Below are 18870 nucleotides of genomic sequence, written 5' to 3'. Positions count from 1 at the left end.
CCCTGATCAAAATAAAGGAAGAGATCATGAAAATTGCAGTTGGTGGCGATAGCGCCGGTGAAGGTCTGGCCCAGCAGATCGTGGCCCACCTCAAGGCCAAAGGTGTCGATGCCGTCGATCTTTCGCGCCCGGTCGATGCCAAGAGCGAACTCTATTCCGAACTGAGCGAGCGCGTCGGCCACGCAATTCTATCGGGTGAGTACGAGCGTGGCATCCTCTGCTGCGGCACGGGCATTGGCGTTGCCATTTCAGCCAACAAGATCCCGGGCATCCGCGCGGCCCAGGCCCATGACGTCTATTCGGCCGAGCGCGCGGCGCTGTCCAATAACGCCCATATCATCACGCTGGGCGCACGTGTTGTCGGTTCCGAGCTGGCAAAGACAATTGTGGACGCGTTCCTGGCCAAGAAATTCGATCCGGCCAGCGCCTCGGCGAAGAACGTTGACGGCATCAACGCCCTCGACCGCAAATACTCGCCCAATTCCTGCAAGTAATGGATCAACACGACCATAAAGGTCTGACTTCATGAAAAAAGCTCTGCTCGCAACTGCCGCCCTGTTCCTGGCTCCGATGACCGCTCATGCGGCCGCGGATAACGGGCCCATGCGGTTTGTCATGATCCCGAAAGCCGTTCATCCCTGGTTTGACAAGGCCAATAATGGCGCACAGGCTGCTGCCCAGCTTCTCAGCAAGGCAACCGGCCGCTCCATCACGGTGGAGTATCGCGCGCCCCAGACGGCTGACGTCTCGACCCAGAACGATATCATCGAACGGGCTATTGCCACGCACCCTGACGGGCTGATTCTCGACCTTCTCGACGAGAAGGGCAATCGCTCGACCATGCAGGAAGCCGTCGACGAGAAAATCCCCATGACGGTGTTCGATTCACTCCCGCCCGAGGGAATGAATATCACGGCGGTCGGGGCTGATTTTTGCGAGCAGGGCACCATCGCCGCCGAAAGGCTCGCGAAACTGCTCAACCACAAAGGTGAGGTCGCTATCATGATGGGTGTGCCGACAGCCCCCAATCATGCTCTGCGCGCGCGATGCGAACTCAAGGTCTTTGCCAAATATCCCGACATGAAGGTCGTGGCGACCGGCATCGATAACGACAGCATCGAAACGGCACAGAAACAGGCCTCGGCCATCATGCAGGCGCATCCCGACCTGGGTGGATGGGTCGCCTGCGATGCCGCAGGCCCGGTCGGTATCGGTCAGGCCATTCGTGAAAGCGACAAGGTCGGCAAGGTTCAGGAGGTCGGGCTCGACAACCTCAGCGACATGCTCCAGCTCATCAAGGATGGCGTGGTTGATTCCTCCGCATCCAGCCGCCCTGAGATGCAGGGCTACTGGGCAGTGATTGCTGCATGGCAAAAAGCCCTGGGGCAGCAGACGCCCAAGAATATAGACACGGGTATCGATATCATCACGAAAGCAACGCTTTCGAAATAAGCGATGGGAACAGGGCGATGGTCCTTCTCAAGGCGACGGGCATACGAAAGACCTATCCAGGCGTCGTGGCGCTCGACCATATCGACCTGACCCTCGAACCCGGCAAGGTGCATATCCTTGCCGGGGAGAACGGGGCAGGGAAATCTACCCTGATCAAGACCCTGTCCGGTCTGGTCAAACCCGATGAGGGATCGCTGGTCATCGATGACCTCGACGCCCTGAACGACCAACGGCTGTTCCGCCGCGTCGCGTACGTGCCTCAGGAACTCAACCTCTTTCCCTATCTGACCGTCGCAGAGAACATGTTCATGCCCTTCGCCCGCTCCGGGTTCGGCACGATCACGGTCTCCGAAAAGGCCATGGAGCAAAAAGCACGCGATTATATCGCCCGCTTTGGCATTCAAGCCCGGCCTGACCAGAAGGTGGCCGAGATTAGCGTTCCCGACCAGCAACTCCTGCAGATTGCGCGTGCCGCAACGCAGGAGGATTTCGGGGTCATGATTCTCGATGAACCCACATCCTCCCTGACTGCACGGGAAACCGAGCAGCTCTTTCGTATCGTGCATGATTTGCGCGACAGGGGCGTGGCCATCGTTTTCGTCTCGCACAAGATGGAAGAAATCTTTTCGCTGGGCGATACGGTCACCGTGTTGCGCAATGGACGCAGCGTGGGGAGTTTCCCCATGCAGGACATGACGGAGAACGAGCTGATACGCCTCATGTCGGGCAATACGGTCAAACTCGATGAGCAGTTCCAGCCAGCAGCGTCAGCACGCACGGGCGAGACGATCCTCAGCGTCGAGCATCTCTCCGGTGCCGGATTTAACGACATCTCCTTCGAGCTGAAACGGGGTGAAATTCTCGGCTTTGCAGGGCTTGTCGGCGCAGGGCGGTCTGAAATCATGCAGGCCATGTTCGGGTTCAGGAAAGCCGTTGAAGGCCGCGTCACGCTGGACGGCAAAATCATTCCGCCGAACCGGCCGGACAAGGCTGTCAAAGCCGGAATGATCTATCTGTCAGAGGAGCGCAAGCATCACGGAATTTTCCCTCTGCTCAGCGTGCGCGAGAATATCGCTCTGGCGGTAACGGAAGACATAAGCCATGCGGGAATGATCTCCACAGCCAGAGAGCGGGAGATCGTGCAGAACATCATACGCCAGTTCGATGTACGCACGTCCTCGGCCGCCAAAAAGATCATGTTTCTCTCCGGCGGCAACCAGCAGAAGGCGATCATCGGTCGGGCCATGGCCAGAAAGCCGCGTCTGCTCATTTTCGACGAGCCCACCAAGGGCATCGATATCGGCACCAAATTCCAGATCTACCGGATCATGCAGCAGCTGGCCGAGGAAGGGGTCGGGATAATTCTCGTCTCTTCCGAGATGAACGAGTTGCAGCGCTGCGCGACGCGTATCGTGACCCTTTATTCCGGCCGCATCAACGGCTCCTTCGATCATGACAAGACGGATGTCAGCACGCTGGTCGCCTCGATCATCGGCTCACCGGAGACCAGACATGTCGCATGACCAGCTTCCTCCCGTACAACCCGACGGTTCGGCCGCTCTGGCCGCGCCCGGTGTCGCACAGCGCCTGAAAACGCTCGCTGCCAATCCTCTATGCGGCGTAATCGTGGCACTGGCAGTGATCTTCATCCTCTCGTGCTCGCTCTCCTCGCACTTCCTCACCGCCTTCAACATGAAGATCATCGCGCGATCTCTGGCCTTCGTCGGGCTGGTAACGATCGGTCAGGCCATTCTGATGATCCTGGGCGAGCTCGATCTGTCCGTCGGCGCCATTGGCGGTCTGGCAGGCGTTGCCGGGGGCCTGCTGATGGTACAGGTCGGGCTCAATCCATGGCTTTCCCTCATTCTGTGCCTGGCTCTCGGCACCGGGTGCGGTCTTCTCAATGGTCTGCTCATTACACGTCTGCGCCTGCACTCGCTCGTGCTCACGATCGGTATGGCGGGCGTTTATGGAGGGGCCAATCTCGTCCTGACAAAGGGCGTGGCCATTACAGGCATACCGAGCGACATTTCCTTTCTCGGGCGCGGCATGGTGATGGGCCTGCCGGTGCCTTTCATTATCCTTCTGGCCTGTCTTGCGGTCGTATCGTTCGTCATGCTTCGCACGCCGCTCGGACGCTACGTCTATGCAATAGGCAGCAATAATGCGGCGGCCCGTATGCTCGGCATCCGGGTCGATGCCATCCGCGTCTGCGCTTTTGCGACGGCGGGCTTTCTCTCTGCTCTCGCCGGTATCGTCATGGTCGCACGTCTTGGTACGGCGCAGCCTTCAATCGGCGATACCTGGGTGCTCGCCCCTATCGCCGCTGCAGTGATCGGCGGCGTCGCCACGACAGGCGGTCTCGGCAGCCCGTTTGGCGCCGTGCTAGGTGCGGTGATCATCGGCATTATCGAGAACGTCATCGTGCTCTTTGGAATATCGCCCTACTGGCAGTCCATCGTCAGTGGCGCAATCGTCGTCGCAGCGATCTCATTCGACTCAGTCGCCCGACGCTATTTCAACCGGGAGTCCTGACGGACTCCCCATTTCCGGGACTTTTTTCCGGACCGACAGCAACCACCAAGGACCCTTATCCATGACCAAGATCTGTGGCGATGCCGAGAATTTCGCAACCTCAGCCCTGCGTGGTTTTGCAAGCCTGTACCGGCATATCGTCCAGCCTGTGAGAGGCGGCGTCTTGCGCAGCCGACCGGGTAAGCAGGGCAAGGTTACACTGGTCGTTGGCGGTGGCTCGGGTCATTTTCCCGCGTTCAACGGCTATGTCGGTTCCGGCTTTGCCGATGCTTCAGTGGCAGGGGATGTCTTCGCCTCGCCGTCGACGCAGGCCATCCTTCGCATTGCGCGCGAGGCGCATCTCGGGGGTGGCGTCATTCTGGGCTACGGAAACTACGCCGGGGACGTCCTCAATTTCAGCATCGCAGCTGAGCGCCTGCGCGCGGAGGGGATCGACACGCGCATGATCGCCACGACGGACGATATCGCAAGTGCCCCTGCAGATGAGGCATCGAGGCGACGCGGCACGGCTGGCGATCTGCCGGTATTCAAGATCATCGGTGCGGCTGCCGAGGCCGGGCTCACGCTCGATGAAGTCGAAGCGATAGGAAGGCGTGCAAACGACCGCACACGATCCTTCGGTGTTGCGTTCGATGGCTGCACCCTTCCCGGAGAACACGAAAAGCTTTTTCATGTTCCCGATCAACGCGTCGCACTCGGTCTTGGCGTACATGGCGAACAGGGCATCGACGAGCGCGATCTCATGCGCCCCGAAGAACTGGCCGCGACACTGTGCGAGCGCCTGCTGAAAGAGGCGCCAGCCAATGGCGGGTCGCGTATCACCGCGCTGCTGAACGGTCTGGGCTGCACGAAATACGAAGAGCTTTTCGTTCTGTGGGAAGCAATTATCCCCTGTCTCGAAAATGCCGGATACACGGTCGTGGCACCGCTGGCTGGCGAATATATCACCAGTCTCGATATGGCAGGGTGCTCTCTCACCCTGACCTGGCTCGACGAGGAGCTGGAGCGCTTCTGGTGTGCCCCCGTCGAGACGGCGGCCATAACCCGTGGGGCTATGAACGCCCCGGTCGACCACAGCCTGTCCGTGCCGGATGAGGCTCAGGCTGTCTATATGAAATCGCTGACCGAAGCAGGCCGACAGGGCGGACGTTGCGTTGCGAATGTCATGGTCAAGCTCTCTGAAGCCCTTACGAAGGCCGAACCCGAACTCGGTCAGATCGACGCTCATGCCGGGGATGGCGATCACGGACAGGGCATGGCCCGTGGTGCCGCTGCCGCAGCACGTGCAGCGCTTGCCGCCGTGGAAGCCGGGGCTGGCCCCGCAAGCGTTCTTGCCGCTGCGGCCGATGCCTGGGCCGACCGTGCAGGCGGAACATCCGGCGCACTCTGGGGAGCGGGGCTCTTCGCGTTCAGCACTGCTTTCGACGATTCAGCCAGGCCGGACGCGCAGGGACTTCTGCTCGGTCTTACGCGCGCGAAAGACAAGATCACGGCACTCGGCAAGGCCCGTCCCGGCGACAAGACACTCATGGACGCGCTTTCACCGCTCGTCGCAGGCTTCGAGAGCGGATTGAGACGGGGAGACAGTGTGGCAAAAGCCTGGACGAACGCCGCTCAGGACGCGACCCTTGCCGCAGAAGCGACAAAAGACCTTCTGCCACGTTTGGGGCGCGCCAGAACGCATGGCGAGAGAAGCAAGGGGCATCCGGATGCAGGGGCCATTTCCATGGCTCTGTGCGCGCGTGTGGTGGGCGAACAGCTCTCAGCGCTATCGGTCAAATAACTTTCGCATCGGCGCTGAAGACCGCTCGATGCGCACATGCCGGGATCGCGCACCGAAAAAATGAGGGGAGCGTTTGCTCCCCTTTTTCCATAGTCCCGCGCAGCTTATCCACAGGATTGCCCACGAACGCATCCACGAAATCTGTGGGTAACCCACGACAGGCCAGGTGCTTCGGTCAGGGCGCCTGCGCCCAGAACCTCGACCTGTCGTCTGTTTTGAAACCCTGAATGCTCAGGGTTTATCAGGACGGGCAAAACGTGAATTGTGACGCGAATAGAACCAGTAAGTCACGAAACCGAGCCCTGCATAGGCGAGAAGCAGAAGGGCCGGCACAGGATTTCCATGCATCAGGGCGCGCGCCATATCGGCGAAGAGCGGCGCGATCATGACAAGGCAGAACAGAATACCCAGCACGGGCGTTACACCAATCCACCATCCTCTGATACGCACACCACCCAGCGGCACGCTGAAGCTTCTGGGCATATCGGGGTGCATGTTGCGCTGCCAGATGACCGTAAAACAGACGATACCGAAGGCCGCAGCGGTGCCGATGCTCACGAGATCGCTGATCACGTCGATCGGCAGCGTTGCCGTGGCCAGCGCCACGATAATCCCCAGCAGGATCGTACCGGTCCAGGGCGTGTGATAGCGCTTGTGCACGTATGAAAACACGGGAGGCAGAAGCCCGTCGCGGCTCATGGCAAAGAAAATACGCGTCTGACCGTAAAGCAGGCCGAGCAGTACAGAGCACAGACCGATCGTCGCGCCGAGATTGACGAACAGGGCAAGCCAGGGCTGCTTCATGGCCTTGACCGCAATGGCGAGCGGATCGGCCACGTTGAGCTGCTGGTATGGCACGATGCCAATCAGAATGGACGCCACACAGACATAGACGAACGTGCAGATAACCAGACTGCCGATAATCCCGATGGGGACATCGCGCCTTGGATTACGCGCCTCGGCAGAGGCGGTCGATACGGCCTCGAACCCGACATAGGCAAAGAAAATGATCGAGGCGGCACGAAACATGCCGGGAATACCGTACTGGAACCCGCCGCGATATTCCGGAATGAAGGGATGCCAGTAGGCCGGATGGAGCGCGAACAGGCCACATGCCACGAAGAGAAACAGCACCCCGACCTTGATGAACACGATCACCGTATTCACCCTGGCCGATTCCTGCACACCCCGCACAAGGCAGGCCGTCACGATTGCAATGGCGAGGGTCGCAACAAGGTCGAAGCGCCAGCCGGAGGTAATGGCCATGCCACCGCTGCCCGGCACTGTCTGGAACGTCGCCTGACTCAGGGCCGCCGGCACGTGAAACCCGAAGCTGGACAGCAGGCTTGTGGCGTAGCCGGACAGGCCCGAAGCGACGGCTGCGCAGGATATCCCGTATTCAAGAAGAAGCAGCCAACCCACAGTCCAGGCGGCCCGCTCACCCATCGAGACATAGGCGTAGGAATAGGCAGAGCCCGATACCGGCAGGCTGGAAGACAACTCGCCGTAAGAAAAGGCCGTGAACAGACAGGCAAGTGCCGCAATCACGAACGAGACAAGAATGGACGGCCCGGCATATTCTGCGGCGGCTGTCCCTGTCATGACATAGATGCCTGCGCCGATCGTGGACCCCACACCGAGCATGACAAGCTGGGTCGCTGTCAGCGACCGCTTGAGGCCGTTGGTTTCATAATCGGTAGTCACCTGCTCAAGCGTCTTGCGACGGCTGCCGATGGGCGGAGGAGAAGAGGAAGATGCGGCCAGGTCAGGAATGGTGAAAATCGCCCATGGTCAAAAGCCGATCATGCCGGATCGGCGGTCAAAGTGGAACTTAATTCGTTATCAAAAGAGAACGAGCGCGATCAGCGATACCACACCGGCGCCCATGCAATAAAAAGCGAAGGGCGACAGAGCCCAGCGTTCATGGTTACGGAAATAACGCAGCAGAACAGCCGTGCTGATCAGGGCCGTGATGCCTGACACGATCGCAGCGATTACCGAAATGCGGATCATTTCGGGGCTGACGCTCATATGTCGCAGCTGCCATGCCTCGTGCACCGTTGCGGCAAGCACTGCAGGTTGGGCCATGAGAAGGGAAAATCTGGCCGCCGTCTCATGGTTGAGCCCGCAGACGAGACCTGCATTGATGGTCGAGCCAGAGCGCGAAATACCCGGAAACAGGGCAAGACACTGCCACAGGCCGATCACAAGCGCATCCTTGGCCGACATATCAGCAATGGCGCGTTGTGGCATGCGACCCTTATAGGAGCGCATCCATTCGGTCACGAGCAGGATCACGCCATTCAGGATCAGGAAGATCGCAACCGCAGCAGGCGTGCCGAAAATGATCTTGAGCTTGTGCTCGAATGCCGCGCCGAAAATCACCAGCGGAATGGTCGCGACAACCAGCAGAACGAGGATACGTATCGCTTCCTCGCGCCGCGCCGGCCCGTAAAATCCGAACGCTCCGGTAAAGATGGCCAGCCAGTCGCGCCAGAAAAAGCAGAACAATGCGACCAGCGTGCCGAAATGCAGCATGGTCAGGAAAGGCAGAAACAGCTCGCTGCGCTCGTCGAGATTCCAGTGCAGCAGGGCAGGGAGCAGAACCGCGTGTCCGAGACTGCTCACGGGAAAAAGTTCGGTCAGTCCCTGGACGATTGCCAGAACCAGTGCTTGCAGCAGCGTCATGTCAGCTCAGTATGAAATAAATGTTTCTACCTCCTGCCTGAGTGCGGCCCGCTTCGCAAGCCCGCCCTTGACATAGCTCCACCGCCGTTCGCTCCTGGTCCTTGCGCTCTTCACCCATCGTCGCTTGACCGGCATCCCGTCTCGGGCGAAGAGTTCCGCTCCTATAACAGTCGGGTAGATGTGGTCATGGCAGCAACGAACCGGGGCGGCGCGATTCTGGCCAGCACGATGGTGCTCGCTCTGGCCGCCGGATTTACGATCTTCGCAATCGCCCAATGGCATGGCCCCAGCGGCGACACGCAGAAGCTGCATGCCCGTTTTGTCTCGGCCAATGGACTGAACGCAGGTGCGGCCGTGGTGCTTGCTGGCGTACGTGTGGGCACGGTCTCACACATCGCGCTCGACCCTGCCACACAGATGGCACAGGTCGACTTTTCCATCGATCGTCATCTCTCGCTTCCCGCTGACAGCATTCTCACCATCGCTGCACCGAGCATGACCTCTGACAATGCACTGGCGATCGAGCCAGGCAAATCCAGAGCGCGTCTGCCGACCGACGGAACCATCACCAACACTGAAGCCCCTACATCTCTGGAGCAGCAGGTCAGCAACTATATTTTCGGCTCGGGCATCCAGTAAGCCCGAAGACGCGTGACACGACCGACTCTGCGTCCTTGATCGAAAGCCGGTCCCGATCGCTCAGTCGTTCAGCGGATAAAGCGCCAGCAGACGGCGCTGCTTGCGCCAGTAGCGCAGCATCGTATAGGCGCCACAGGTCTTCCATCCACGCGCACGGTTCATCGCCCCCACCCTGAACGCCATGCGGTAGTGATAGAACTGCGCGCGATAGGCCTCCCACAGGGTGGTGCGAGAGTCCCAGATATGGGTCGCCTCCGAACCGACGCCGTTGAGTTCGATGATCTCGAAATCCTCACCCCGACGCAGCGCTTCGACCGAAGCCGCCTTCACGTCGATACGCCCGAAATGAAATTCGGTGATATCACCAATAATTTCATCCAGACGACGCGTCAATTCGGGGGTCGCATCGGCGCACCCATCGCGGAAAATCGACCCCTTGCAGTGATTGCCGGTGAAAACGAGCTGAACGGCCTCACCGGCCTCGGGAACCGTGTCCAGCCTCTCACGTAGGCGTGGCAGATAGATATCCGGCAGGAGGTTGGTTCTCTCATCGCGCGCGATGAGCTCTCTGATCGTCGCAACACCGTCGCCTGTAAGGACGGGTGCCTCCTTGTAGGTGATCGATGTGATTTTTCCCGAGCGCGCGCCAGGCTCGCGAATATAGAACAGGCCCGCCTCGACAGGTCCTGTCGCCAGTGCCTGAGCGAGTATGCGCACATTGGAGGGGAAGGTTTTCAGCACCGGTACCAGAGCCTGCGGTGTCTGCACCAGTTTGACGCCCGTCCCGTTGCAGCCGATATCGGGCTTGATCACGACAGGAAAGCCAATCCCGTTTTTACGCATCGCCTCGATCATGATCGAGGCGTCGCTCTCGCGCTGACCCTTGCGCAGCATATGCGTGACATAAGGCGCAATCCATTTGCGCGCCACAGGGCCGGCCAGATCTAGAATACCGCTTTTGCTCTCGCCGCAAAGGCCGCCCGTTTCGATAAGCGGGTTGGCTGCGCTGGGCACACTGAAATCGCCGTAACGCAGCCCAAGTGCAATCCAGTAAAGTACGATGGGTGTGTAGAACACCGAACCGGGCCAGAATTCGAAGAGCGAGAGAGGATGAGGGGTTTTTTCTGCCGCGTCCTCCTGTCCTGCTGCCTGGAGGGGCGCAGTCGATGGGCCAGACGAGGGCGCAGCACGTAACATGACGTGATCAGGATCGGTAACGGCCTCGGGTTCAAGATCTGACGGGATATGCGTTTTCTGGAGCATGGGGCGATCAGTCACTGAAACTCTGGAACCGGGCGACGAGACGCCCGACGAAAAGGATGGTCAGAATAAACCCGGCAATGCCGAACCAGCGCCAGCCTGCCATATGAACGGACAGCCATCCCCCGACATGGAGCGAAACGGTGAAGAGGATCGATGTCCAGATCAGTGTAGCGACAACTGCACTCGCAGCAAAAGCCCCGAAAGGCGCCCTGAAGAACCCGCACGCCGTATAGAGCGGCAATCTGGCACCGGGAATGAAGCGGCTGATCACGACCGTACGCACCACATTGCGATGAAACCACGAACGCCCGCGATCATGTCGCGGCAGGGTCAGCCAGCGCCGGGCAGGGGGCCAGCTCGCCCCAAGGGCACCAAGCCCGTACAACCCGAGATCACCCACCGCAACGCCGATATAGAGCGAGACCAGAGCAAGCGCAGCGCTGATGCGCCCCTCGTCGACGGCCATCGCGGCAATCATGGTCGTGGCATCTTCGAGGATGAACGTTCCTATGATGACGGCAAGCCCCTTCGACCACCAGGCGGCACCGGCAACGGATAGAAGATGATAGAGTGAACTCGACTGAAATGGGACGCCTTCGGACATGGCGCATCATGTGCCACGGTCAGGAGAAAAACGCCAATTTGCCCGTCATGTATCCTGAAAGAGGCAATACGGGGCAAGTATCGTTCGAAAACCGGCAGCACGCTGCCTGAACGCAGTTGCGTTGCACAACGTGCCGTCGAGATAATCCCGTCGAAGCCATTCGCCTGTGCGTAAAAACCGGTGCTCTACTGAAGATTCACGAAGCAACCCCCATCGACGAGCAACGCGGCTCCAGTCACGTAACCGGCCAGGGAAGAGCCCAGAAACACGATCGGGCCAGCCAGATCTTCGGGCTCTCCCAGCCTGCCGAGCGGGATACGATCGATCAACCCCTGCGCCTTCGTTTCATCGGCAAGATCGTCGGCGTTGATCGGGGTGCGTATGGTGCCGGGTAATACCGAGTTGCACCTGATGCCGTGAGGGCCAAGGGCGATTGCAGTGGATTGCATGAGCGAATGAACCCCGGCCTTGGTGGGCGTGTAATGGGTCTGATAGGCGCCGCCTACGAGCGCCGAAATGGATGAGACCGCAATAATCGCACCGCCGCGCCCCTGCCTCACCATAAATCTGGCGGCTTCCTGCACCATGAAATAGGCCCCGAGCAGATTGACCTCCACCGTCTGACGCAGCGTTTCAGCCGGCAGGTCGAGAAAGGCGTGAAACGGGCAGATTCCGGCATTGCTGACAAAAACATCCAGCCCGCCCAGTTGGCTTTCGATGGCAGCCATGAAACCCAATGCGGTCTCCGCCAAGGCAACATCGCCGCGGTAGTAGAGCGATCGGCGACCGAGATCCCCGATTTCCCGCAGGAGTTGCTGCACGGCCTCGGCTGACACGAGGTCGGTAATTGCCACATCCGCCCCCTGTCGTGCGGCCTCAAGCGCTGCAGCCTTCCCTATGCCGGATGCCCCGCCGGTAATCGCGAAAATCTTTCCTTCAAGAAGCATGATTTCTCCCTTGCTCCCCCGTTATCTCCGTCGCCACTTGCCCGATACGTGACGACGCATGCTTTAATCGAGCCCACCGACGAGTTCGGTCAGTGAGTCCATCGCGAGCGCGAATGAGAGCGCACCCGGATCGGGGTAGCCCATGCTGTGATCGCCATGGGTTTTCGCGCGACCTTTTCTGGCAGCGAATGCCTTGGTTGCCTCGGCGCCGCGATGCGCTTCGGCCACGGCCTTTCGCCATACCGGTCCAAACGTTTTCGTGCCGGGCGTATCTTCCTCGGTGCGGTCTTGCAGACAGGCGACAAAGGGCACCAAGGCGTCCACCAGCGTTTTGTCGCCCGGCTCGGCCTTGCCGATGTCGCGGATGCGCTGCGCCGCAGCGACAATGCCGTCAACGACCTGACGCGCATCGATGGCCGAGTGATTATCCAGATGACGGGCAAACGCAAAAAGTGCCTCGCCCCATAGCGCGCCCGACGTCCCCCCGGCGCGATCGCCCCATGCATCTGCGGCCGCTTCCATAACGGTTCGCGCGCCGCCACCAGCCGCCATGGCGAGATCTGCCGCTCTTGCAGCCGCGCGGGCCCCGCGCGCCATCCCCTGTCCGTGGTCGCCATCGCCTGCAATCGCATCGATACGGCCAAGCATTGCCTCGTTCTCTGCCATCGTATGTGACAGGCGCGCCATCGCGCGGGCAATGCATTTGCCGGATTTTGCGCCGAGAGGCGTCCCGGCAGGGGCATAGTCGACCGGGCGAACCGCAATTTCCTGTCGTGACGCGGGGACCCAGTCGCCTTTGACCGCATGACGACACAGCACAGGCGCATTCACAGGCGCGCGCCAGAAACGTTCGAGCTCGTCGTCGAGCCATGTGATCGTCAGGGAACATCCATACATATCGAGACTGGTCGCATAGGAGCCCACGAGCGGAGCGATCAAGGTGATCCCATCGCGCTCGAAAAGGCTCTCAAGTTCGTTCCACAACACGAAGAGTTCTTCTGTCGCCGTCGCTCCTGCACCGTTCAGAAGCACGGCCAGACGTCGCGCCTGGGACGGGCACTCGGCCATGACGCGCTGGTACAACTCCGCAGCAATCGCGTCAGGCGTGGCTAGGGCACGCTCTTCTATCCCCGGTTCACCGTGTATTCCCAGACCGAGCGCCATGCGTCCCTCCGGCACGCTGAAGATCTTTTCGGCCTCCCCGGGCAACGCACAGCCGTCGAACGCGATTCCGAAAGAGCGTGTATGGTCGTTGGCCTTACGCGAAACGGCTTCGACAGCGTCGATATCGTAGCCGGCATCGGCCGCCGCCCCCATGATCTTGAATACGATGATATCGCCCGCAACGCCGCGGCGGCGTGCGCGGTCCTCGGGGGGCGCACTCGCGACATCATCTGTGGTCACCACGATGCGCGTATCGATCCCCTCGGCACGCAGACGCTCTGCCGCAATGCCGAAATTCAGATTGTCACCGGCATAGTTGCCGAAGCCCATGACAATACCGCCCCCCCGATGGGCGAGCCGACCTATTTCGGCCACCGCCTGTATGGAGGGCGATGCAAAGATACCGCCCATAACGACAGCATCGGCAAATCCCGGTCCGACAAATCCGCAGAAGGTCGGATAATGGCCCGAGCCGCCGCCCACCAGCACGGTCACCTTGCCTTCAGGACCCGGATCCGCTCTTAGAGCCCCACTGCGCACAGGGCGCACGATATCCTGAAAAATATGGTTGAAGGCACGCAAACCATGTGTCGCGAAATCGTCTTCATTGCCGCAAATATCGACCATATCATCTATTCCGTTTCAGCGTTGTGCGTATCGTGGACGGCTGGAAAGCGGAGCGGAGAGCCTCGTTTCCAGATCCGCGGGCCAGGTTCTCCCAGCACGCGACCGGCGCAACTGGCAGTGTCCCAGCAGAAGGGAGGCAGCATCGTCACTGCCTCAGAATCTCCTGTGTGATCTGCTGATCGTCCTGTCTGGGTCTGTCCGGCGTCACGCCGGCGTCGTCGAGCAGATCATGATAAAACGAGACGGCCTCCTTCGGCGTCAGACGTCTGTCCGTCACAGCGCGCATGACCCTGACCATGGTAGGGGGGTCTTCTGCATCCAGTATCTTGCGGCCGAACAGTGCAGCCCGTGCGCCGCTCATCTGCGCCTGATGCAGCAGCTCCATACAGTCGCGTGTCGTGCCGCTACTGCCCCCCATGATCCCGACGACAAGAGATGGATCGTAACGACAGAATTCCTCGAATGAATCGCACCCGTTGAAAGCCAGCTTCAGAAAAACGGGGCGCTCTCCCGTTTCCATGCCGGAAAGGGCGCGGCTCACCATATCGTTGAGAAAAGATCCGTAATCGCTCGGATCGAGATGCAAAGAGACGGGATTGAAGACCTCGAGAAAATGGCTGATCCCATGCGACTGCGCCGCTTCACGGAACACACGATACCGCTCAAGTGCTTCGGCATCTGCGCGGGCTTCTCCGCTGAACGTCATGGAATAAAGCCCGAGATCGGTGGGGGAAAGCGCAAGACGCGCCGTAGCGAATGGAACAGAGCTTTGCCGCCCGTAATCTGCCCCACGAATACGCCACAGATCGCTGGTGTCGTTGAATCTGACCGCCTGACGTATGGCCCCCGCATCGAAAACGCCCTGCCGCGCAAGTCGCCCCAAGGTCGACACCGATGTCAGAACGATATCGACAACATCCTGACGGATTATCGCGCGGATCGCGCTATCGAATTCGCCAAGCGTGTTGAGGCGCCCTGTTTCACGATTGCGACCAAGCCCCGAAAGACCGCCCGCCATATCTGCATCCTTGGCATCGGCCAGTATGAAATCGGTCGGTTCGTCTCTTCCCTCGCGCATTCTGGCGAGTTTCGTGTCGAGACGGGTGAGGCGGGTAACTGCAGACTGCGGAGCCCCGGGAGATGACAGCGGACTCATAGCGGCAGGATTCCACGGATATAGTCCCGGTTCCTGGCCGCCACACTCAGACCGTCACCGCCATAATGCTCGACGAGGAAAGGACTGTTGTATCCGTGGGCAAGCGCCATGTTGATCGCGGCGCGATAGCTGATCACCCCTTGTTCCATCGGGGCGGGCGCAGTGACGATCATCCCTGTCGTGGCGTCCTCCGTGCGCAGGTAATTCTTGACGTGCCAGTAGCGCAGGAATGGTGCGAGCTGGCTCATCATGCCGTGCCAGTGCTCGACCGGACGATGCAGACGCACGAGATTGCCTATATCCGCGTTGATGCCACAGGAAGGATGATCGACATCCGTTATGAAGCGTACGCTCGATTCAGCCGTGCCGAGATAGGTATCTTCATACATTTCAAGTGAGAGCGTGACGCCCACACTTTGCGCATGGTCGGCAAGCTCCCGGATGCGGGAGACAGCCTTTTTCCAGATGCTCGCGTCATCAGGGTCGCGATGGCCCTGCGCCGTCCAGAACCAGAGCGCCTTTTTCTGCGCGTCATTGAGGGCCGTGGCAAAACCGACGGCAATCTCGGTGGCACCGCATTCAGGCGCCGTATCGATCACACGGTGAATGTAAGCGAGATAAGCATCGGCTTTTTCAGGGTCCGGATCGATCACCGAGCGGCGTGATGTCGAGATCGCTGGTATCGTCAGTCCGGCTTCCCGGCAAACGGACAGGAATTCACGACGGCGCCCCGGGCTCAGATCGGCAACGCGCAGCCAGCTATCTGTCGGATCCAGCTCGGTGAATCCGGCCCTTGTGACGTCGCGCAGGGTTGCGGCCCATTCCTCGGCAGGTTGATCCTGCACCGAGCGTCCATCTGGCAAGATGGCCGGATACTGGATCATGGCAGCGGCAATCGGCCAGGTCCTGGCGTTGTATCTCGGCGGGCTCTGTCGGGAGACTGTCTGCGGCAATACCGCATGCTGGCTTTGCGCATGTGCGGGCCTGCTCTCCTCATGCGCTGGCAGTCGGCCATCCAGATCGTCTTCGATATAGGCCTCGATCATGGCGGCGAACGAGGGATCGGCGACGAAACCCAGAGAAAGGGCCCAGTGCGTATCGAATGCCTTGGGCCAGCTCGAAATAAAATGCTGGATGAACGGATCGGGCTCCTCGCGTATCAGGGAGACGGCGCCATCGCCCGCAATGACACGCAACGCCTCAATCTGCTCTTCAACCGTCACACTCAGGCCAGGCAGCGTGAAAACAGGACGCCCGCGCAGCTTCTCGTAATCGAGCACTGCGGCATGACGAAGGGCATGCACCGCCGCACGCGGGCTTGCCAGCCAGTGTCGCGTGCTGCGTGGCACCGGCAGAACGGCCTCCATACCGTTGAGCGGTTCGCGTATGATGCCGGAAAAGAAGCCGGATGCCGCTGCGTTCGGTCGACCCGGACGCACGCAAAGCGTGGGCAGTCGCGGCGCCACGCCATCGAAAATGCCCCGACGCGCGTAATCGGTCAGCAGGAGCTCCACCATCGCCTTCTGCACGCCATAGCTGCTTTCGGGCGTGGGGATCTGGCTGTCGGGAATAAGGTCAGGCAGCGGGCGACCGAAGACGCCGATAGAGGAAGCAAACACCAATCTTGGCTTGTAGCCATCCTGCTCGTGCGCTTTTGCGATGGCATCGAACAATGCACGTGTCGCATCGAGATTGACGCGATAGCCGAGCGCCATATCCTTTTCTGCTGCCCCGGAGACGATCGCTGCCAGATGGAAAATAATATCCGGTCGTTCCGCAATCAGCCGTTCAGCCTCGCCGGCCATGGCAAGATCGACCGAAACGCCTGAGACCGCTCCATCGGCGCCGGGTGGCACCTGGGGCGCCACGATATCGGCAAGGGTAAGGCGGGCTATGGATGGAAACGATCCATCATGTCCGCCCATAAAACTCTCAGCCAGTTTACGGCCCAGCATCCCTGCCGCGCCTAGAACGAGAACATGCATGATAACGCGTCACCCTGCTCATTACCTGTTGGTCAGACAAGAAAAGGATCCGTTGGGGCGCTTGTCGATCAGACTTGCTGAATGGGGTTATCGGATAACCCGATAGCCTGCTGTTTGAGCGCATTCGCAAGATACGCGATGGCAGGGGTCATCGCCCTCTCGTGCATGCGCATCAGATGATAGGGACCAATCAGATCGGGCAAAGAAACCGGCAATTCCCTGATGATTCCTGCCGGTTCGAAAAGACGATAGATCGAGCGCGGCAGGGCGGAGAGCATGTCTGACTGGGTCAGCAGGTCGATCGTCGCGAGAATGGAAGACAGTTCAATCGGGTGAGCAGGCACGGGAAGTCGCGCCAATGTGAATATGCGCTCAAGTGCAACCCGCATGGGGCTCGGTCTTGTCTGTACGATCCAGCGCTCCCGGCTGAGCTGCTCAAGCGTCAGTCCCGGTGAGTCGTGTAGCGCGTTTCGCGCACCCGCGACGACAAGAAGCGGCTCGGACGACAACTCCTCGATATCCAGCAGACCACTGGCAATACCGTCCATCGGGCGGCCAAGAGCCAGATCGATCCGGCCCGACTGGAGCATCTCCATCAGATCGTCGCTTGTGGTGACCTGCAGTGTCACGCTGATATCGGGATGCGATCTGACAAGCGTGGCGAGAACGGGTGTCACAATGTCATGCAAGGCTGCCCCTATGGCACCGATGCTCACCGTGCCCGACAATCCTCTGCTGACCGCCTGCAGATCATGCCGAAGCCGGCCGAGATCGGCCAGGATCTGACCAGCATGGCGTATCGCCACCAGTCCCGCCTGTGTCGGGGTCAACCCATGCGCATGACGCTCGAAAAGCTGCACCCCCAGATCTGTCTCCATATCCTGGAGCAGCTTCGACGCCGTAGGCTGCGACAGGTTGAGCGACCGTGCCGCGCGGTTCAGTGACGGCTCAAGACTGATCTGACGCAGCAACAGGAGCTGCCTGAATTTGAGGCGAAATACGAGCGTGTCCATCATCGGGAAAAACTGGCCGCTCCTGTGCCCTCTGTCACATCACGCCTCTGTCACACTGTATCTGCAGGACTCGGACTCTTACGGGTTCGAAGCGTATCCTCTCCCAATAAAGCACTGAAAAACATCTATGCTTCTCAAGCGATGTTGCACGATAGTGTAGTATAATTTGCTACATTCTCAAGATTAAGAAGGACGTATGTTTACGTGTCGGGGCACATCATTCACGAAGGCAAGCTCAGAAGCTCCGTATGCAACAATGCTTGTGTATGAGGTGCCCAAATGTTTTCCGACAACGTGGGTGGGGAAGGTTGTTATCTTTGCTGGTCAGAACTTCTATACTCGTGCATCGTAATGAACATATCTCGGCGAGGCCGGGTCCTCGGGCTGAATGTTGGGTGATAGGTTAGGGAACCTCACCGTGAAACCGTGGAGATAAGGGAACCAACAATGGAGGCGTTGATACTCTCTTATGATGAGATGGCTTCGTTGCGGAGCTTTCTGATAGCGACCGTCTTCGAGTTTTTTGACGCTATAGAAATGGAAACCATTGGGTATTTCGACGCCAACGATATATTGGATATGGCTAAGAAGATACATTCACGTATAGAGTTCGGAAAGAACGAGTATGTTGACCCGTTCAATCGAGATGAGCTGGATATAATACACAATTGTATACTCCATGGGGAGATGGGCCTTGGATTATATCAAACTTATAAGATATTTATTGATTACAAGTCTTGTGTGTTCGATGAGGCAATGAAAAGAATATATTCTTACATAAAATCAAATGAGTCGCTTTAATGATATTTGGATCATTCGGACCAACAATATAACGTGGCAATAGACTAGGCTAGACGCCGTCGAATGTTCCAGTCTTGTACACCATTCTCTGGATGGTTCTCAGTCCAATCCCATACGCCTTGGAGCCTGTTTGGAAAGTTGGAGCGGATGTGATTCAAGCTCTGGATGTGGACACCAGAGCAGAGGGCCCGAATGGCCGGGATTGCCCGCAAG

15 protein-coding genes are annotated in these 18870 nt (G+C 59.3%); 6 read left to right on the top strand and 9 right to left on the bottom strand.

All coding sequences use genetic code 11. The features are described from left to right. The first annotated feature begins 26 nt into the window (after window positions 1-26). From NF685_RS13610 to NF685_RS13590, 5 genes are all read left to right on the top strand, one after another. Window positions 27-494 (top strand): RpiB/LacA/LacB family sugar-phosphate isomerase, encoded by a 468-nt coding sequence (locus tag NF685_RS13610; protein ID WP_222547351.1) that lies wholly within the window; start codon window positions 27-29, stop codon window positions 492-494. Between the two features lie 31 nt (window positions 495-525). Then, window positions 526-1452, top strand: coding sequence for a substrate-binding domain-containing protein (locus NF685_RS13605; RefSeq protein ID WP_222547350.1), 927 nt, complete (start codon window positions 526-528; stop codon window positions 1450-1452). A 17-nt stretch (window positions 1453-1469) separates the two neighbouring features. Further along, window positions 1470-2975: a sugar ABC transporter ATP-binding protein gene (locus NF685_RS13600; protein ID WP_252850048.1), complete on the top strand. Its 1506-nt coding sequence runs from the start codon at window positions 1470-1472 to the stop codon at window positions 2973-2975. Next, window positions 2965-3987 carry an ABC transporter permease gene (locus tag NF685_RS13595; protein ID WP_252850047.1) on the top strand — a complete coding sequence of 341 codons (1023 nt, stop codon included), beginning with the start codon at window positions 2965-2967 and terminating at the stop codon, window positions 3985-3987. The genes NF685_RS13600 and NF685_RS13595 overlap by 11 nt, the downstream gene beginning before the upstream one ends. A 61-nt stretch (window positions 3988-4048) precedes the next feature. Next, window positions 4049-5770, top strand: coding sequence for a dihydroxyacetone kinase family protein (locus tag NF685_RS13590; protein ID WP_252850046.1), 1722 nt, complete (start codon window positions 4049-4051; stop codon window positions 5768-5770). A 231-nt stretch (window positions 5771-6001) separates the two neighbouring features. Here NF685_RS13590 and NF685_RS13585 read toward each other — a convergent pair whose 3' ends face one another. After that, complete coding sequence (locus NF685_RS13585) at window positions 6002-7414, bottom strand: amino acid permease (RefSeq protein WP_222548462.1); 1413 nt, start codon at window positions 7412-7414, stop codon at window positions 6002-6004. A 198-nt stretch (window positions 7415-7612) separates the two neighbouring features. Then, on the bottom strand, window positions 7613-8458 hold the full coding sequence (locus NF685_RS13580) for an undecaprenyl-diphosphate phosphatase (RefSeq protein WP_222547346.1): 846 nt from the start codon (window positions 8456-8458) through the stop codon (window positions 7613-7615). Between the two features lie 186 nt (window positions 8459-8644). Between NF685_RS13580 and NF685_RS13575 the strand changes: the two genes are divergently transcribed. After that, window positions 8645-9097, top strand: a complete 453-nt coding sequence (locus NF685_RS13575; protein ID WP_252850045.1) for an MlaD family protein — start codon at window positions 8645-8647, stop codon at window positions 9095-9097. A gap of 60 nt (window positions 9098-9157) precedes the next feature. Here the strand turns inward: NF685_RS13575 and NF685_RS13570 are convergent, their stop codons facing one another. From NF685_RS13570 to NF685_RS13540, 7 genes are all read right to left on the bottom strand, one after another. Then, entirely contained in the window at window positions 9158-10294 is a 1137-nt protein-coding gene (locus tag NF685_RS13570) for an ATP-grasp domain-containing protein (RefSeq protein ID WP_373317779.1), read from the bottom strand. A 73-nt stretch (window positions 10295-10367) separates the two neighbouring features. Next, window positions 10368-10964 (bottom strand): DedA family protein, encoded by a 597-nt coding sequence (locus tag NF685_RS13565; protein ID WP_222547344.1) that lies wholly within the window; start codon window positions 10962-10964, stop codon window positions 10368-10370. A 185-nt stretch (window positions 10965-11149) separates the two neighbouring features. Continuing rightward, window positions 11150-11911 carry an SDR family NAD(P)-dependent oxidoreductase gene (locus NF685_RS13560; protein ID WP_252850043.1) on the bottom strand — a complete coding sequence of 254 codons (762 nt, stop codon included), beginning with the start codon at window positions 11909-11911 and terminating at the stop codon, window positions 11150-11152. Window positions 11912-11974: 63 nt separating this feature from the next. Beyond that, window positions 11975-13702, bottom strand: a complete 1728-nt coding sequence (locus NF685_RS13555; protein WP_252850042.1) for a dihydroxyacetone kinase family protein — start codon at window positions 13700-13702, stop codon at window positions 11975-11977. 145 nt (window positions 13703-13847) lie between these two features. Next, on the bottom strand, window positions 13848-14858 hold the full coding sequence (locus NF685_RS13550; protein WP_252850041.1) for a beta/alpha barrel domain-containing protein: 1011 nt from the start codon (window positions 14856-14858) through the stop codon (window positions 13848-13850). Continuing rightward, the gene (gene denD, locus NF685_RS13545; protein ID WP_252850040.1) at window positions 14855-16843 is read right to left on the bottom strand and encodes a D-erythronate dehydrogenase; all 1989 of its coding nucleotides are present in this window, start codon (window positions 16841-16843) and stop codon (window positions 14855-14857) included. The genes NF685_RS13550 and denD overlap by 4 nt, the downstream gene beginning before the upstream one ends. 68 nt (window positions 16844-16911) lie before the next feature. Then, window positions 16912-17859, bottom strand: a complete 948-nt coding sequence (locus tag NF685_RS13540) for a LysR substrate-binding domain-containing protein (protein WP_252850039.1) — start codon at window positions 17857-17859, stop codon at window positions 16912-16914. Window positions 17860-18870: the final 1011 nt, after the last annotated feature.

This window comes from Asaia lannensis NBRC 102526, assembly GCF_024054035.1.
Taxonomy (GTDB): domain Bacteria; phylum Pseudomonadota; class Alphaproteobacteria; order Acetobacterales; family Acetobacteraceae; genus Asaia; species Asaia lannensis.
Note: the sequence above shows the minus strand (reverse complement) of the source record. Positions and strands in the feature narration are given on the sequence as shown.

Bases quoted from the DNA above. Each gene is read 5' to 3' on its own strand.
- NF685_RS13610 (WP_222547351.1), top strand. From the start codon at position 27: ATGAAAATTGCAGTTGGTGGCGATAGCGCCGGTGAAGGTCTGGCCCAG.
- NF685_RS13605 (WP_222547350.1), top strand. From the start codon at position 526: ATGAAAAAAGCTCTGCTCGCAACTGCCGCCCTGTTCCTGGCTCCGATG.
- NF685_RS13600 (WP_252850048.1), top strand. From the start codon at position 1,470: ATGGTCCTTCTCAAGGCGACGGGCATACGAAAGACCTATCCAGGCGTC.
- NF685_RS13595 (WP_252850047.1), top strand. From the start codon at position 2,965: ATGTCGCATGACCAGCTTCCTCCCGTACAACCCGACGGTTCGGCCGCT.
- NF685_RS13590 (WP_252850046.1), top strand. From the start codon at position 4,049: ATGACCAAGATCTGTGGCGATGCCGAGAATTTCGCAACCTCAGCCCTG.
- NF685_RS13585 (WP_222548462.1), bottom strand. From the start codon at position 7,414: ATGCTCGGTGTGGGGTCCACGATCGGCGCAGGCATCTATGTCATGACA.
- NF685_RS13580 (WP_222547346.1), bottom strand. From the start codon at position 8,458: ATGACGCTGCTGCAAGCACTGGTTCTGGCAATCGTCCAGGGACTGACC.
- NF685_RS13575 (WP_252850045.1), top strand. From the start codon at position 8,645: ATGGCAGCAACGAACCGGGGCGGCGCGATTCTGGCCAGCACGATGGTG.
- NF685_RS13570 (WP_373317779.1), bottom strand. From the start codon at position 10,294: ATGTTACGTGCTGCGCCCTCGTCTGGCCCATCGACTGCGCCCCTCCAG.
- NF685_RS13565 (WP_222547344.1), bottom strand. From the start codon at position 10,964: ATGTCCGAAGGCGTCCCATTTCAGTCGAGTTCACTCTATCATCTTCTA.
- NF685_RS13560 (WP_252850043.1), bottom strand. From the start codon at position 11,911: ATGCTTCTTGAAGGAAAGATTTTCGCGATTACCGGCGGGGCATCCGGC.
- NF685_RS13555 (WP_252850042.1), bottom strand. From the start codon at position 13,702: ATGGTCGATATTTGCGGCAATGAAGACGATTTCGCGACACATGGTTTG.
- NF685_RS13550 (WP_252850041.1), bottom strand. From the start codon at position 14,858: ATGAGTCCGCTGTCATCTCCCGGGGCTCCGCAGTCTGCAGTTACCCGC.
- denD (WP_252850040.1), bottom strand. From the start codon at position 16,843: ATGCATGTTCTCGTTCTAGGCGCGGCAGGGATGCTGGGCCGTAAACTG.
- NF685_RS13540 (WP_252850039.1), bottom strand. From the start codon at position 17,859: ATGATGGACACGCTCGTATTTCGCCTCAAATTCAGGCAGCTCCTGTTG.